The following is a 15159-nucleotide window of genomic DNA, read 5'->3' as shown; positions in this document are numbered from 1 at the left end:
TGACGATTGCCGCGACGGCTTGCGAAAGCAGCCCGGGTCTCATTCTGTCACGGCATTTCGCAGGTCCGCTTAACCAAAACTACAACGGACTTTGCCAAGGTCGGCACATGCATAGTTTCAACAAAAGCGATTTTCAGGCAGGCGCGGCAGCGACCGGCCAAGACGACATTTCCGGAAATGAACTGCGCATCTTGCGTGATCTTCTCCAGCTGCTGCCGGCAGGTGTGACGGTGCAGGACGAGCAGGGCCAGTTCATCCTGGTGAACGAAGCGGCAGCGAGCCAGCTGCAGCTGGCAGCGAGCGCGAGCCAGCCGGCGCCGGTCGATGATCGTCACGCCGCCAATCTGGACATGCTGCGCAGCGGGCGCCCGGTGGTACTCGAGGAAGTGCTCTCCTGCGGCGCATCCAAATACGTGTTTCTCACCTCGCACCGGCCGGTCCAGATCGCCGGCCGCAATCTCCTGATCTCGACCTCGACCGACATCAGCGAGCAGAAGGCGTTCGAGGACCAGCTGTTCCGCTCGGCCTATTACGATGAACTGACCGGCCTGCCGACCCGGCGGGTGATCGAACATCGCGTCAACGGCCTGATCCGCGACACTGCGCAGAGCCATTTCGCGCTCGCCTTTCTCGACGTCGACAACTTCAAGCACATCAACGACTATTACGGCCACGCGATCGGCGATGCGCTGCTGGTCGAACTGTCCAAGCGGCTCGGCCATGCGTTGCGCGAAACCGACATCCTGTCGCGGATCTCCGGCGACGAATTCCTGCTGCTGCTGAACCCGATCAGCGGCAATGACGCGGTTGCCGAATTCATCCACGTCATGCAGGAGCGGCTGAAGGCGCCGTTCTTCATCGAGGACTCCGAGATCTTCGCCTCCACCTCGATCGGCGTCAGCCTCTACCCGATGCACGGCAGGAGCTATGAGGCGCTGCGCCAGAATGCCGATATCGCGATGTACCGCGTCAAGAACAACGGTAAGGGCTCGACCGCGTTCTTCGACAACAGCATGGAGCGCGAGGCGCTGGCGCGGATGAAGGTCGAGCAATCGCTGCGGCTGGCGATCCTGGAAAAGCGTTTCTGCTGCGCATTCCAGGCCAAGGTCGATATCCGCACCCACGAGGTCAAGGGTATCGAGGCGCTGGTGCGGCTGCGCGACGACGAGGGCGTGATCCAGGCACCGGGCACCTTCATCAACCTCGCCGTCGAGCTCGGCCTGATCGACGAGCTGACGTTTCTGGTGCTGGCGGAGATCGTCAAGTCGATCGATCTGATCAACGACACGTTCGGCCCCACGGCGACGATCAGCATCAATGTCGCGGCCAAGCAGGCCGGCAATCTCGAGTTCATGCGCCGCTTCGCGCGCGCGATCGAGGAGACCGGCTTCCCGAAACGCTTCATGATCGAGGTCACCGAAGATGCGTTCGTGACCCGGTCGCACTTCCAGGACCAGATCCTGCCGATCCTGCGCGGCATCGGCGTCGGCATCTCGATCGACGATTTCGGCATCGGCTATTCGTCGCTGTCGGCGCTCGCCGACATCACCGCCGACGAGATCAAGATCGACCGCTCCTTCATCACCGACATCCATCAGCGGCCGCGCAGCCAGGGCATCCTGCGCGCGATCGAATCGCTGAGCGAGGCGCTCGGCATGACCGTGATCGCCGAGGGCATCGAGTCCTACGAGGAGCTCACCTATCTGCAGGCGGCGACCAAGATCCGCTATGCCCAGGGCTATTACTTCGCCAAGCCGATCTTCCTCGAGGACCTGAAGCCCGCGACGCCGGTCGCAAGCGAGAGCCGCGCCAGCATGGCGGCGCGTCCGTCCCAGGACAGCCGCCAGAGCTATTCGCGCGCCAACGGCTTCAGGCGGTAGAGACTACTTCATTTTCGAGCAAGTGATGTCCCTTCTCACCTCGCCCCGCGTGCGGGGAGAGGTCGAACGCATCGCCAGATGCGTTCCGGGTGAGGGGGAGCCTCCGCGAATCCATCTGTCAACGAATCTGCGGAGATAGCCCCTCACTCCAACCCTCTCCCCGCAAGAGCGGGGCGAGGGAGCGCGGTCCCGTCGCGGCTGATGCTCGACAAACCTACAGTCTCACTTCTCCAGCACCGGCAACGGCGCGACGCCATTGTTCGCCGCGCCGGCCTGCATTGTGATCAGCGTCATCGAGACCAGATCGTAGTAGCCCATGATGCCGATGATATCCATGATGCCGCGCTCGCCGAACTTCTCCTGCGCGGCCTTGTAGACGGCGTCTGAGACCTTCCTGTCGCGATAAAGCGCGATGCCGAGATCGTACAGCGCGGCCTCGTCATCCTTCATGCCCTCGGGCCGCGTGCCCTTGGCGATCGCGTCCGCGATCTTCGGATCGAGCCCGCCCTTCATCGCCAGCGGATAATGCGCGGACCATTCATATTGCGCGGTCCAATGCCGCGCCGTGATCAGAATCGCCATCTCGCTGAGCCGCGCCGGCAGCGAGGTGTTCCAGCGCAGGTACTCCGACAGGTTCGACAGCTTCGGTGCCAGGTCGGGATTGCGGATATAGGCGCGGTAGGGCGGCGCGGTGAACTTGGCGTTGCGCGGCGGCGCACTGATCAGGTCGGCCCAGGCCTTTTGCGGCGGCGACAGTTCCTCGGCCTTGAGCGGCGCAAACCGCACGGCGTCCTCGCTGCGCGCGGCTTGCACTGAAAATTCCAGCACTGCCAAGACCCCTGCACCAAGAACCCTTGTCGCAAGTCTTCTTCTCATTTTCGTTCTCCCCTTTGCGACGCGGCTGCCTCTGCGACAATTATGCGACCGATGGTGAAGACCGCCGCCGCGCGCAAGGTGACCACGACTGACGGCGCTCGTGCGCCTCGCTGCACCCTACCGCGGCGCCGGCCGCCGGCCTATATTGAGGCCGTGTCACGCGGAGCAAAGGTGCCTGCCATGCAGCCTGTGTCTATCCTCCTGAACGTCCTCTGGATCCTGATCGGCGGCGCGTGGATGGCGTTCGGCTGGCTGGTCGCCGCGGTGATCATGGCCATCACCATTATCGGGCTGCCCTGGGCGCGCGCCGCGTTCAACATTGCGGTCTATCGCTGCTGCCGTTCGGTTCGCGTGCGGTCCGCCGCGATGAAGTCACCGGCATGTCCGATATCGGCACCGGACCGCTCGGCGTGATCGGCAATCTGGTCTGGTTCATCCTGGCCGGCTGGTGGCTCGCGATCGGCCACGTGATCACGGCCATCCTGCTCGCGGTCACCATCATCGGCATTCCCTTCGCCTGGGCGCATCTCAAGCTTGCCGGCATCGCACTGTGGCCGATCGGCAAGGTGATCGTGCCGGCGTAACACGGACTGGTCGGTGTCGCGGAAAGCTAGAGCGCGACGAGATTTGGTTGAATCCTCATCCCGCTCTCGTTCGTTGCTTGAGCATGATCTGCGCGCAAACGCCTTGCGTTTGTCGCAAGGGAAACCGCTTCGCAGCTGTCCGGATCGTGCTCTACAGCCAATCCTTCGTCGTCTGGGAGCAGGCCTGGAGGTCACGCCGCCAGATATATCCATGGCCACCGCATGGGGGCCGGGCGCGGGTGGTGGCGGGGCATTCGTTCCTGACTCGCGCGCTGGTGCCCCACCCGTCAATCACGCAGGCGCCTCCTGAGGTCCTGTGGCAACCGTCGCCACACCCCTCCGCGGCGTTGGCCGGGGTCAGCCCGAGAAACGCACCTGCAGTCAGAACCGCGAACAAACATGCTCTCATGATGGTCTCCATCAAGCTGCCGGTCGTGATGCTTCATTCGCAACCTGAGCGTAGGCTATCTCGATGCGGCTCGCCACCGAGCCGCCGCACACATTCCAGTGTGCGCGATATGACCATGATGCAATTCCATGGCATCGCATCATGATCGCATCTCATTGTTGGAGCATGATTTTCTCGGAAAACCGGTCTCCGCTTTTCCGGATCATGCTCTAGCGCGCCGCCTCGCAGCCGGGAATGTCGAACACCGCGGTCAGGCCGCAGGGCGAGTTGAGCATCTTGCCGCCCTCATGGCCGACGCCGGGCACATCCCACACACTATGGTTCGGCGTGCCGCCATCGCGGGCCTGCATCGCCGCGACATAGGAATGCCCGCGTGCGTAACGATACGGCCCTTCGGCTTCCGCCATGCAGGACTTGTCGAGCGCGGGATGATTGGGATTAGTGTCGAGCGTTCCCAAGAGATAGATCACGCGACGCGCAACATAGGCCTGTTCCAGCGCAGCCGGCGAAGGCTCGGCGAGATAGGGCGGGCGATCGTCCATGCCGAACTTCCAGCTGTTGTAGCCCTCGCATGCCGCCGCGATCGCGGGCTCCGGCCGCTCCTTGGTGAAATAGGCGTAGGAAGAGGGATTGGCGACCACGTAGCGCACGCCGATGCCTTCGCGCAGCAGCACCTGGTCGCCCTTCACCGCGATCGCATAACGCTGCACGACCTGGCCGCCGCCGGAATGGCCGAACACGACGACCTGCTTCAGGTTCGGAAACAGCTTGCGGTCGCCGAGCTTCGCCAGAATGGCGTCGAGCGCCTCGAACGAGCTCGCCGGATTGGGCGCGAGCGCAGGCTCGCCGCCTTGCCAGCCATAGAGGCTCCAGCGCAGCGTCTCCGCCGACAGCTTGAATGCCGCAACATCGGGCTCGATCAAAAACTGCGGCGCGATCATCAGTGTGCTCTTGCCGACATCGCCGGCCGCAGCCTGTGCGCTCAGCGCCGCGCGGAAATAATCGTCGGCATTGCGCAGCACCCCGTGCAGCACCAGCACCGCGCGGGTGACGTCCGGCAGCGGATTGGACCAGTCGGCCGAGAGATAAACGGGGAAGGTCGCGCTGTCGACGGCGATCCGCCCGCTCGCGACCTCCTTGACCGGCTTCTTGTCGCGCTCGATCTGCGCCTGCGTTGCCGACGCGACCGGCGCGTGAACGGTCGCGATGAGCAGCGTCAGTGCCGCAAGCCAGCCCCGATGATGCATGGTTCAACTCCGTTGGTGCCGCGAGCGGCGATGCAATCCGGCCGGATCATGGCGCATTGGACTTCACTTCATGCATGAAATTTCGGAAAGGGACGACGCTCACGCGGCAAGCCGTCCGCGATTGTTCGCGGCAAGGATCGGGCGGATCAGGCGGCCGAACCGCTCGGCCTCCTCGTCGTGCAGATAGCCGGACAGGCAGAAGGAATGACAGCCGGCATAGATGAACTGCTGCAAGGTCGCGGCGCATTGTTCGGGATTGCCGACCACGGCGATGCCGGCGCCGGGCCGCACCTTGGTGATGCCGGTCCACAGATGCGGCATCAGGAGATCGCCATAGTCGCGCGCGAGCTGCTGCACGCGCTGGTTGGCCTCCGAGCGGTTATAGAGCGTCTTCATCTCCTGCTTCTGCCGCTCGGTGGCGTGGCGCACCAGCTGGTCGGCGGCCTCCCAGGCATCGGCCTCGTTCTCGCGGCAGATCACCTGCAGCCGCATGCCGAAGCCGATCGCATCCTCACGATCATGGTCGCGCGCCATCCGCCGGATCTCGGCGATGTTCTCCGCGATGCGCTCCGGCAGATCGCCCCAGAACAGATGGACGTCGGAATGCTTCGCCGACACCTCCCAGGCCTGCCGCGAGCCGCCGCCGAGATAGAATTTCGGAAACGGCTGCTGCAACGGACGCGGCCTGATATGCGCGCCCGAGATCGTGTGAAACCTGCCCTGGAAGTTCACCGGCCCGCGCGTCGTCCACAGCGCCTTCAGGATCGAGACCTCCTCCTCCATCAGCGCGTAGCGCTCCTCCTTGGCGTAGCGGACGCCCTCGGCCTCGACCTCGCTCTCGTTCTGGCCGGCGATCAGATTGATGCAGATCCGCCCGCCGGACATCTGGTCGAAGGTCGAGATCATCTTGGCCATCAGCACCGGGTTGATATAGCCGGGTCTTGCTGCGATCAGCGGCTTGATCCGCGCCGAGCGCGCCGCCATGAAGGCGCCCGATATCCAGGCCTCCCAGCACACCGAGCCGACCGGGATCAGCAGATATTCAAACCCGGCATCCTCGGCCGCCTTGACCACGCGATCGCAGAGTTCCGGCGACCCGGCGATTTGCGCCTCCATCAGCCCATAGGCCGTGGTGTCGCCGTGCGTGGGCAGATACCAGCCGAATTCCAGCGGACGCATGGGCAAACTCCCTCGAAAGACGGCCCTTTTCCTTGGACCTGTCATATTGGCGCAGGCAGTCTACAGCCCTCAACCGGCCGGACAACGCCGTTGCCGACCCGGAGCCAATCAGCTAAATGAACCCCTGCACGCACCCGTAGCTCAGCTGGATAGAGCGTTGCCCTCCGAAGGCAAAGGTCACACGTTCGAATCGTGTCGGGTGCGCCAAACACGGCCTTTTGCCGCAACCGGCATCGCCAAAACGGCTCAGCCACTGAAGGTTGCCGTTGAGGGCACGGATACACCGCATTTTGATTCGAGACATCCGCGAATGGGATTGACGAGAGCGCTGATGGCGATCCTGTCGCCATCGCCAGTCAGATGACCGCCCGAGTCTCATCAGACATCCATCGCTGGGATGCCATTTGTTCGAGGTCATTTCGCCGCCGCCCCCGGCGAGGCCTCAACGCCATGGGTCGGCGGCTCGACATCACACGCGCTCAGAACTTTCGTCCGGTGGATTCCATTTTTTTGCATTCCCCGCTGACAGTCAGGGATTTCCCTCCCGACGAAAGCGTCTTGGTGGCTTTGCCCGACTGTCGGGAAATAACGATCGACAGCGAAGCGACGCGATCCTTGCCATCGATCGTAACGTTTGTCGGGCCATCGAAGGAGAACGAATCCTGGCCTACTTTCCAGCCTCCTGCCGTATCGATGTAGTATTGCAGGGTCGACGCGGCCATGTTCCAGTCATCAGTTGAAGCGAGTGGAAAATCGCACTCCAATGCTGCGACCGTCGTTTGCGCGTGACCTTCCGGAGCCAACGCTCCCAGGGCCAGAAGCGATAGAAACCCATTTCTTATGACTCGCACGTATTCACCCCTCAAAGCTTCCAATGAGTGACCCCGCAACATAGCGCCTGAGCGCAACCGAGGCGAGCGCCCGACAACGACGGAATAGCTTCCAAGGGTGACGCTCGTCCCGTTTTCCCCTACCGTAAGATCACGGGGGCGTAGCCTACGCGGCCCCGCTTCCCGGCCCTGCACAGGTTGCGGTACGTTGAGCGCCCGGCCCGCGCTTTCAGCTTCGGTTCAGCAGCTGCCAGGTCGATGTGGCATGCGCGATCGGCTCGCCGGCGGCGCTGGATGCCTGCGACTGCACGAAGAAGGTCTTGCGGCCCCGCTTCAGGAAGCTCGCATGGCAGGTGACGCGACCTTCGCGGATCGCGGCGAGATACTGCACCTTCATCTCGAGCGTGGTGCCGGCACCCGCGACGTGGTTGACGAGATGCCCCATCGAGATGTCGAGCGCCGTCGCCAGCACCCCGCCGTGCAGCGAGCCTTGCGGGTTGAACAGCGGCCTCACGACGTCAAAGGACACGATGCACGTCTCGCCCTGGTAGGCGATCTCCAGTCCGAACAGACGCGACAGGAAGAACGACCCGAATTCCTGCCGCTCGTCTTCGACGGCGCGGCGCATCATCTGCTCGGCGATTTCTCTCATGACGATATTCTCTTGACGATACTCACATGGCCGGTCGCACGAAGCTCCGTCCAAAGTCTCCGAACACGCCTTCGACCGCTACTCTTTCGAGCCGATCGTCGGTCCAGCCGAGCCATTCCGCAAGCACCTCGCGCGTGTGTTCGCCGAGCATCGGCGGCGGCGAGGAAGGCGCCGGCGGCTCGTCGCCGAACCGTGTCGGCCGGGCGATAAACTTCACGTCTCCCGCGGCCGGATGGCGGACGGTCTGAACCATGCCGCGCTGCGTGAGTTGCGGCGTTTCGCAGACCTCGCCGACCGACTTGATCGCGCCGCAGGGAATGCCCGCCGCGCCCAGCGCCTGCAGCCAATCGGCGCGGCTTCTCCGGGCAAAGATGGGAGCCAGGATCACGACCAGTTCGTCCCGGCTGGCCGCGCGTTTTGGCGCGGTTTCGAAGCGCGCGTCTTCGCGCAAGTCCGGACGGCCGATGACGTCGCAGAAGGCCGCCCAGAATTTATCGTTCGCGACCCCGACATTGATCCAGCCATCACTGGATTCGAACGGCTCGTACGGGCTGATGGTCGGATGCACGTTGCCCCGGCGCCGCGGGCTTTGTCCCGATGCGAAGTACATGCCGGCGTTGAACGTCAGCAGCGATGCCATGGCGTCGAGCATCGAGATGTCGACCCGGCCGCCCTCGCCGGTCCGGCTCTTCCGCATCAAGGCAGCCAGCACCGAATGCGACGCATACAGGCCGGTGACGAGATCGGCGATCGAGGTGCCGACCTTGGTCGGCGGTCCATCCGGATCGCCGGTGATGTCCATCACGCCGGATTCGCCCTGCAGGATCAGATCGTAGCCGGGGCGCGAGGCGTCCGCACCGGTGCGGCCGAACCCCGAGATGCTGCATAGGATGATGTCAGGCCGGCGCGCCCGCAGCGCGTCGAAACCGAGCCCCCATTTGTCGAGTGTGCCCGGGCGAAAATTCTCGATCACGACGTCGGCGACGGATGCGAGGTCGAGCACCGCGTCGCGCCCCGCCGGCGACTTCAGATCGATGGCGCAACTGCGCTTGTTGCGGTTCACCGAGAGGAAATACGCGCTCTCGCCGCCGACGAAGGGTGGCCCGTAGCGGCGGCTTTCATCGCCTTGCCTGGGATCCTCGATCTTCACGATATCCGCGCCGAGATCGCCGAGCTGCATCGTCGCAAACGGACCGGAGACCACCCGGCAGAGGTCGAGAACCCTGATGCTGGACAGCGGCTCGCGATCAGACGATCGCATCGGCAAGGTCCTTCATCGACGGCACCAGGATATCGGGCTGGTGCGGCGTGATGCCGAACGGGCGGCTGCGCCGGTCGATGAACGCCGTCCGCATGCCGGCAGATTTGGCGCCGATGCAGTCGAACGCGTGATTGGCCACGAACAGCACCTCATCCGGCTTCACGCCCATGATCTCGGCGGCCTTCGTATAGGTCGCGACATGCGGCTTGAACGAATTGGCTTCGGCCACCGAGATCACGCGGTCGAACGGGACCTTGTGGTACTGCTTCGCGGTCTCGAGCATGTCGGGATCGCCGTTCGAGAGCACGACGAGCTTGTACTTGCTTTGCAGCCGCGCGAGCGCGTCCGGCACTTCCGGAAACGGCACCAGCTTCTCGATCTCGCCAACGAGATAGCGCACATCTTCCATCGTGTAGTCGATCTTCGCCCGGTCCATCACGTGGGCAACCGCGCGGTGCCCGATCTCGCGATAGGGCGTGTGCTCGCGATGCAGCAGCGCATCGATCATCGAGTTCTCGAAATGCGTGCGGCGCCACCAGGTGACGAAGGAATTCGGATCGCCCTTCCATCCCTTTTTTGCAAGGAACGGCGCGGCGATTTTGGTCAGGCCGCCCTGCATGTCGACCACCGTGCCGTACTGGTCGAACATGCAGATCTTCACGTCGCGCTTGATCGTCTCAAAGCTCATTGATGCCTCCTTGGTTCGGATCGATTGATACGCCCTGCACCATCATGGATGAAATGGATTTGTGGTCTTTCGCTATTCACGATATGAATGAAGAATGAACCTTCGATCCATCGACCTCAACCTGCTTGTCGCGCTGGACGCACTGCTGACCGAGCGTCATGTCACCAAGGCGGCCGACCGGGTCGGCCTCAGTCAACCGGCGATGAGCAATGCGCTCAACCGGTTGCGCGCGATGTTCGAGGACGAGTTGCTGGTGCGGACGACGGCCGGGATGAAGCCCACGCCGCGTGCCACCGAACTGGCGGAGCCGCTGCGCCAGGTGCTGCGTCAGGTCGAGCGCGTGATGGCAAGCGACGCCGGCTTCGATCCAACCCGCACCGAGCGCAGCTTCACGATCAGGATGTCGGACATTCTCGCCTGCCTGCTGCTGCCGAGGCTCGCCGCGGCGCGATCGCCCGACGCGCGGACCTCCTACAATGTCATCCATCTGCCGCCTGCCTTGACGATCGATGCGCTGGAGCGGGACGAGATCGACGTCGCGGTCAGCATGGGGCTCGACCATTCGGCATCGATCCGTTCCGAGACGCTGCTGCGCGACCGCATGGTCTGCCTGATGCGGAGCGGTCACCCAATCAAGCGCGGAAAATTGACTTTCGAGCGCTTCATCGCCTAGGAGCACATGAAGGTCTCGATCAGCCCGACCGATCTTCGCTTCGTCGACGATGTGCTCGCTGAGCGCGGTCATCGAAGGCGCATCACGCTGAATGTGCCGCATTGGCTCGTCGTGCCGCATGTCTTGAAGAGCACCGATCTGCTCGCCGTGATGCCGCGACATCTCGCCGCCGTGCTGATGGACGACGGCCTGCGGATGGAGGACCTGCCGTTCGAGTCCGCGCCGTTCGACTGGATGTTGTACTGGCATCGCAGATACGATCAGAGCAACGCGAACCGCTGGCTCCGCGATCGGCTCAGGGCGGCGTGCTCCGATCTGGGCTAGGCACCGATGTCCGCCGGCCTTCGCGCGATCGACGACTGGCTTCCTGCTTCGGCCTCCGTGACCGCCGATGCGTCCTCCAGCGACCGTCCCTTGGTCTCGAATCCGAACATGAGAAAGACCGCCGCCTGGAACACGAGGATGCCGGCCAGGGTCGTCAGCACGCCGGTCAACCCTTGCCAGGCAAAGATCGCGACCACGACGTACTGCACCAGCGCGGTCGCGATCCGTCCGGACGTGGCGCAGATCGCCGTGCCGCGAAGCCGATAGCGCGTCGGGAACAATTCGGGGACGTGCATCGCGAACCCGGTCGCCAGCATGACGTAGATTGCGGTGACGAGCAGGAAACCCACGCCCGCGAGCGCAATACCGTCCGCCATGTGCGGATAGGCGATGCCGAGCGCGGCGGCTGCGATCGACGAGCCGACGATCGAGAGCCGGCGTCCGAGCCGGTCCGCCAGTACGAGCCCGATCAGCGATCCGACCGGCCCGCCCAGCGCCATCACGGTGGTGTAGCCCAGCGAGGACACCACGCTGTGGCCGCCCTTGACCATGAAGGTCGGCAGCCAGCCGATGAATCCGTAGAGGCTGAAACCGACGACGACGTGCAACAGGCTGCCGAGCAGCGTGCGCGCGAGATATGGCGGCTGGAATAGACGCCAGACCGATCCGGGAGGTTCCTGCGCCGGCGCGCCGGCGGCGACGGGAGCGAGTGGCCCCTTGCGCGCCGCCTCCGCCTCGATCGCCGATAGAATTGTCTCGGCTTCATCGGCGCGCCCGTTGGCAGCAAGCCAGCGCGGCGACTCCGGCATCGACTTGCGCAGGATCCAGACGACCATCGCGAGGAGGCCGACAAGGGCGAACATGTAGCGCCATCCAAGCGTCGGGATCACCCACAGGCCGATCATGGACGACGCGAACAGCGAGAAGTTGGTGATCACGGCCAAGAGCCCGATCCAGCGGCCGCGCGAAGACGCCGGCACGAACTCCGTCAGGGTCGCGTAACCCACGACGATCTCCGCGCCGAGCCCGATGCCGATGATGAAGCGCAGGCCGATCAGGACGGTCATGCTCGGAGCGAAGGCCGCCGCGATCGACGCGAGGCCAAAGATCGCAAGGTTCATCTGGTAGGAGAAGCGGCGGCCGAAGCGGTCGCCAAGGATGCCGGAGAACCAGGCACCGATCGTCATCCCGACAAAGGTCGCGGAGACGAAAGCGGCGTTGAGTTCGAGCGTCGACCATCCCTCCTTGAGCACGGCTCCCAGCACACCGCCGGCCAGATAGATATCGAACGCGTCGAGGAACATGCCGGCCCCGATCAGGGCCAGGATGCGCCAATGGAATCCGCAGATCGGAAGCCTGTCGAGGCGTGCGCCCGCGTTGATGTCGATGTCGGCGGTTCGCGTCATTCGAGACCTCCCTGCCCGGCCTTGCGCGAGCCGGATGTTTCGGTCATCGATTGATGACGCGCAGGGGGTCGTCGTCCAATTCAAAACAAAAATTCGACTATTTGGCGCAGTGATGAAGCTGAGACCGGCATCGCATTGCGCGAAACGTCAGCACAGTCTGACCGGCATGTGGCGTGCACCCTTGGAGCGTGGACCCAGCTTGAATCCCTCACTTCGAGCCTCGCTGAACGCGAAGCAGGCGCGGGCCGCACATGGAGATATCATCGACATCGGGGTGGCGGGCCACCTCAGCCCTGCTCAGCTCCAACCAGCGCAACGGAAGCTTCGTCCGGAGCGCCGAGATCAGCGACCGCAACCGTTTGCGCACAGCGCACACGATTACGACCGTCTGATTTGGCCCGGTAGAGCGCCTCATCTGCAAGCTCAACCAACTCCGGCCACGTGCGCTCGCCGCGCTGACCGCGCGCCACACCAAAGCTCGCCGTGACATGAATCGGTGTTCCATCCGGCGTCGTGAAGCGCTCGGCCTGGATCGCGAGCCGGATCTTCCTGGCGATCGCGACGGTCCCCGGGAGGTCATTCCCTGGAACGAGGATGGCGAATTCCTCTCCGCCGAAGCGTGCAACCAGGTCGCTGGCGCGCAAGTGGGAGCGCAGGAGTTCAGCGGTCTGAATGAGCACGCGATCACCCGTCGGGTGACCATAGGTGTCATTGACCGATTTGAAATGATCAATATCCAGCAGGATCAGGCAGGCCGCATCGACCGCAGGCTCTGCTTCAGCGACGCGCCGGGCGTAGCGGTCCAGAGCGCGACGATTGAGAAGCGCGGTCAACCCGTCGGTGTCGGCCTGGGCCTGCAACTCACTGGTGATTGACGCCGTGATCGAGGCGCGCTCCTGCAGCTTGTCCTGCAATACCTCGATGGCTCTGAACAGGCTGCGAATTTCCCCTGCCTTGCCGGTGAGGGACAATGGCTCTGCCGGTCTGTCTTCCGCAAGCCGAATGACTTCGTCATGCACGCGGATCAACGGCTGGAAGATGTTCTTGCGGATGGAGACCATCAGGCAAGCCAGTATTCCCAGTGCGCAGGTCGCGAACAGCGCGACTGTCGCCAGGATCGCGAGGGCCTTGTCGCGCGCCTTTGCATAATGATCGACCGCGGCATCGAGAAACGCGCGGCGATAGGCTTCGATCGGTCGCATCGTCGGAACGAAACGCTCGGTGAGTTCAGTGGATGTCAGCGAATACCGCGCATCCCGCCGCCCTTCCCGCATCAAACTGTCGACCAGCCCGAGCCTTCGCCAAAAAAGCGCTGCTGAATTTCGGCGCGGCTCGTTTGAAGGGAGGGATTGTTGAACAACCCGGCGTGGTTATTGCTCACCTGCCAGAGCTCGAGCAAGCGGCCCTCGATGCGTCTCGCCTCGATCACGTTGTCGAGCGGCAGCCGCTCTCCCACGGCGATCGACGCCATGATTTGCGAGGCGATCCTGCCGCCATAATCCCGAAGATCACTCAACATCGGCCCGACGAGGGCAGGTGCAGCAAGACCGCTATCCTGCTCCACAAGGTGATTAGCCTTCCAGGCGACGATGGTGCGAAACCGGTTCGAAACTTCGAACATGCTGTCGATGGCCCGCTGAAACTCCTCCCGGGATGGCCCGGCTGCGGCGCGAGCCACGACACGGTCGACCTCGGCTCTCGCAACCGCGAGCTGTTCGCGTACGCTTTGCAGCAGTTCCAAAGGGAGTTCGTCGTCGTGCAGACCAAGCGGCACGTCGGCCGCGTTGGTCAACTGTGCAAGCGCGGCATCGCTGCGTGCCCGGAACTCCGCCAGCCGGCGCGCCTTCTCGCCGTCGGGCGAGGAGCCGGTCGACATCGCATTGTTGGCCGGTCCCCGCTCAGCCGCCAGAAGGGTGGCGGTATCGAGCATCAGCCGAAAACGCTGCATATCAAAGAGATTGTGGCGCGCGAGCGTGTAGTCCCGATACGTTGGCGCGACGATGACGAAGGCCAGAAACGCAGTGCATACGATCACCAGAGCAAACCGGAGCGACAGCCTCCTGTCAAAGCTGCCACGCGCGCCTTCGAGCGTGTGCAGCATGCCTGTGTCCCCGTTCAGACCGTCTACGTTGGCCGTCCCCCTACGTTTCAATTGCAGGAATGCGAAATCCCAGTTGGACATGTGCTCAATTTGGCGCGGGTCATCTTCTATGTGGATTTTTTAACTGTCGCGCCATGCCTCTCGCGACAGGAATACTGCCCTCGGCCTTCAATTGGGTGAACACGGTTGGTTAGGAATTCGTTGCTGCGGGGAACCAGCGGTCGGCTGCCGTACAGGCCTGTGAAAGGATCTCGGCATTTCAAGAGATGCGAGATTGTGCGTAGCCGCACTGGTGCTGCACAACGTCGATGATGCGGGCGGCTCGCGGTGCCGGATCGAAGGGCTTACGCACCGGCGCGATCGCGTTCCATCCTGACACCAAGCTGAACTGCATTCACCACTGCGAAAAATTTCGCAGTGACGCAGCCTGATGATCGCGGATCGCCACAAACATTCACAACGAGTTCATGTCGCCGCCACTATTCGACTCCAACGCTGGGGGAAGAAGATTGGAGTATGTGCCATGCGCCGCATCGCCGGACTGCCTCTCGCCTTAGCTCTCAGCCTCTGCTGTCTCTCGCTGCCCGACGCTGCACACGCGCAGCTCGGCATCGGCATCACCGTGAATGCGGCACCGCCGCCTTTGCCCGTCTATGTGCAGCCGCCGATGCCCGCGGTCGGCTACATCTGGACCCCCGGCTATTGGGCCTGGAGCGACGATATCGGTTACTACTGGGTGCCCGGCACATGGGTGCTTCCGCCCGCACCTGAGTTGCTGTGGACGCCCGGCTATTGGGGCTGGAACGATGGCGTCTACGCGTTCCACGCCGGATATTGGGGAGCGACCGTCGGCTTCTACGGCGGCATCTCCTACGGCTTCGGCTACACCGGCGTCGGCTATGAGGGCGGCTACTGGCGCGGCGGCAGCTTCTTCTACAACAGCTCCGTCAACAACATCTCCAACGTCTCGGTCACCAACGTCTACAACAAGACCGTCATCAACAACACGACCAACGTCAGCTACAATGGCGGCACTGGCGGCACCACGG

General features: G+C 63.4%; 12 protein-coding genes, 1 tRNA gene and 3 pseudogenes. 5 read left to right on the top strand and 11 right to left on the bottom strand.

Annotated elements, in window-relative coordinates; translation table 11 throughout:
- The first annotated feature begins 107 nt into the window (after positions 1 to 107).
- Positions 108 to 1880 (top strand): putative bifunctional diguanylate cyclase/phosphodiesterase, encoded by a 1773-nt coding sequence (locus tag AKN84_RS33360; RefSeq protein ID WP_050424711.1) that lies wholly within the window; start codon positions 108 to 110, stop codon positions 1878 to 1880.
- 222 nt (positions 1881 to 2102) lie between these two features.
- Here AKN84_RS33360 and AKN84_RS33355 read toward each other — a convergent pair whose 3' ends face one another.
- Positions 2103 to 2708 carry a carboxymuconolactone decarboxylase family protein gene (locus AKN84_RS33355; protein ID WP_244485651.1) on the bottom strand — a complete coding sequence of 202 codons (606 nt, stop codon included), beginning with the start codon at positions 2706 to 2708 and terminating at the stop codon, positions 2103 to 2105.
- 228 nt (positions 2709 to 2936) lie between these two features.
- Here AKN84_RS33355 and AKN84_RS33350 point away from each other — a divergent pair.
- Positions 2937 to 3340, top strand: a pseudogene (locus tag AKN84_RS33350) (YccF domain-containing protein).
- A 151-nt stretch (positions 3341 to 3491) separates the two neighbouring features.
- On the opposite strand, the gene AKN84_RS50815 reads toward AKN84_RS33350, so the two are convergent.
- The 3 genes from AKN84_RS50815 to AKN84_RS33340 form a co-directional block, all read right to left on the bottom strand.
- Positions 3492 to 3749: a GCG_CRPN prefix-to-repeats domain-containing protein gene (locus tag AKN84_RS50815; protein WP_430649950.1), complete on the bottom strand. Its 258-nt coding sequence runs from the start codon at positions 3747 to 3749 to the stop codon at positions 3492 to 3494.
- Positions 3750 to 3958: 209 nt separating this feature from the next.
- On the bottom strand, positions 3959 to 4996 hold the full coding sequence (locus AKN84_RS33345; protein WP_050424709.1) for an alpha/beta fold hydrolase: 1038 nt from the start codon (positions 4994 to 4996) through the stop codon (positions 3959 to 3961).
- A 99-nt stretch (positions 4997 to 5095) separates the two neighbouring features.
- Positions 5096 to 6175, bottom strand: coding sequence for an LLM class flavin-dependent oxidoreductase (locus AKN84_RS33340; protein WP_050424708.1), 1080 nt, complete (start codon positions 6173 to 6175; stop codon positions 5096 to 5098).
- A 130-nt stretch (positions 6176 to 6305) separates the two neighbouring features.
- Here AKN84_RS33340 and AKN84_RS33335 point away from each other — a divergent pair.
- A tRNA-Arg gene (locus AKN84_RS33335) sits at positions 6306 to 6382 on the top strand.
- A 272-nt stretch (positions 6383 to 6654) separates the two neighbouring features.
- Here AKN84_RS33335 and AKN84_RS33330 read toward each other — a convergent pair.
- The 4 genes from AKN84_RS33330 to AKN84_RS33315 form a co-directional block, all read right to left on the bottom strand.
- A complete protein-coding gene (locus tag AKN84_RS33330; RefSeq protein ID WP_050424707.1) occupies positions 6655 to 6897 on the bottom strand; it encodes a hypothetical protein in 243 nt (80 codons plus the stop codon).
- A 337-nt stretch (positions 6898 to 7234) separates the two neighbouring features.
- Positions 7235 to 7657, bottom strand: coding sequence for a PaaI family thioesterase (locus AKN84_RS33325; RefSeq protein WP_128971379.1), 423 nt, complete (start codon positions 7655 to 7657; stop codon positions 7235 to 7237).
- Between the two features lie 22 nt (positions 7658 to 7679).
- Positions 7680 to 8918: a CaiB/BaiF CoA transferase family protein gene (locus AKN84_RS33320; protein WP_050424706.1), complete on the bottom strand. Its 1239-nt coding sequence runs from the start codon at positions 8916 to 8918 to the stop codon at positions 7680 to 7682.
- Complete coding sequence (locus AKN84_RS33315) at positions 8905 to 9606, bottom strand: haloacid dehalogenase type II (protein WP_050424705.1); 702 nt, start codon at positions 9604 to 9606, stop codon at positions 8905 to 8907. Before AKN84_RS33315 ends, AKN84_RS33320 begins: the two co-directional genes overlap by 14 nt.
- A 94-nt stretch (positions 9607 to 9700) precedes the next feature.
- Here AKN84_RS33315 and AKN84_RS33310 point away from each other — a divergent pair.
- Positions 9701 to 10603: pseudogene (locus tag AKN84_RS33310) on the top strand (LysR family transcriptional regulator).
- Here AKN84_RS33310 and AKN84_RS33305 read toward each other — a convergent pair.
- The 3 genes from AKN84_RS33305 to AKN84_RS33295 all read right to left on the bottom strand — a co-directional run bounded on the left by AKN84_RS33305 (position 10600) and on the right by AKN84_RS33295 (position 14110).
- A complete protein-coding gene (locus AKN84_RS33305; protein ID WP_050424704.1) occupies positions 10600 to 12009 on the bottom strand; it encodes an MFS transporter in 1410 nt (469 codons plus the stop codon). The pseudogene AKN84_RS33310 and the gene AKN84_RS33305 sit on opposite strands and share 4 nt — an antisense overlap.
- A gap of 287 nt (positions 12010 to 12296) precedes the next feature.
- Positions 12297 to 13283 carry a GGDEF domain-containing protein gene (locus AKN84_RS33300; protein ID WP_050424703.1) on the bottom strand — a complete coding sequence of 329 codons (987 nt, stop codon included), beginning with the start codon at positions 13281 to 13283 and terminating at the stop codon, positions 12297 to 12299.
- A complete protein-coding gene (locus tag AKN84_RS33295; protein ID WP_128971378.1) occupies positions 13283 to 14110 on the bottom strand; it encodes a hypothetical protein in 828 nt (275 codons plus the stop codon). Before AKN84_RS33295 ends, AKN84_RS33300 begins: the two co-directional genes overlap by 1 nt.
- 430 nt (positions 14111 to 14540) lie before the next feature.
- Here AKN84_RS33295 and AKN84_RS50495 point away from each other — a divergent pair.
- Positions 14541 to 14945, top strand: a pseudogene (locus tag AKN84_RS50495) (YXWGXW repeat-containing protein); the annotation flags it as partial.
- Between the last annotated feature and the right edge of the window lie 214 nt (positions 14946 to 15159).

Origin of the sequence: Bradyrhizobium tropiciagri (assembly GCF_001189845.1) — a bacterium.
GTDB lineage: Bacteria > Pseudomonadota > Alphaproteobacteria > Rhizobiales > Xanthobacteraceae > Bradyrhizobium > Bradyrhizobium tropiciagri.
This window is presented reverse-complemented; position numbering and strand designations above follow the sequence as displayed.

Coding starts and splice junctions, on each gene's coding strand:
- AKN84_RS33360 (WP_050424711.1), top strand. CDS start 108: ATGCATAGTTTCAACAAAAGCGATTTTCAGGCAGGCGCGGCAGCGACC.
- AKN84_RS50815 (WP_430649950.1), bottom strand. CDS start 3,749: ATGAGAGCATGTTTGTTCGCGGTTCTGACTGCAGGTGCGTTTCTCGGG.
- AKN84_RS33345 (WP_050424709.1), bottom strand. CDS start 4,996: ATGCATCATCGGGGCTGGCTTGCGGCACTGACGCTGCTCATCGCGACC.
- AKN84_RS33340 (WP_050424708.1), bottom strand. CDS start 6,175: ATGCGTCCGCTGGAATTCGGCTGGTATCTGCCCACGCACGGCGACACC.
- AKN84_RS33330 (WP_050424707.1), bottom strand. CDS start 6,897: ATGGCCGCGTCGACCCTGCAATACTACATCGATACGGCAGGAGGCTGG.
- AKN84_RS33325 (WP_128971379.1), bottom strand. CDS start 7,657: ATGAGAGAAATCGCCGAGCAGATGATGCGCCGCGCCGTCGAAGACGAG.
- AKN84_RS33320 (WP_050424706.1), bottom strand. CDS start 8,918: ATGCGATCGTCTGATCGCGAGCCGCTGTCCAGCATCAGGGTTCTCGAC.
- AKN84_RS33315 (WP_050424705.1), bottom strand. CDS start 9,606: ATGAGCTTTGAGACGATCAAGCGCGACGTGAAGATCTGCATGTTCGAC.
- AKN84_RS33305 (WP_050424704.1), bottom strand. CDS start 12,009: ATGACGCGAACCGCCGACATCGACATCAACGCGGGCGCACGCCTCGAC.
- AKN84_RS33300 (WP_050424703.1), bottom strand. CDS start 13,283: ATGCGGGAAGGGCGGCGGGATGCGCGGTATTCGCTGACATCCACTGAA.
- AKN84_RS33295 (WP_128971378.1), bottom strand. CDS start 14,110: ATGCTGCACACGCTCGAAGGCGCGCGTGGCAGCTTTGACAGGAGGCTG.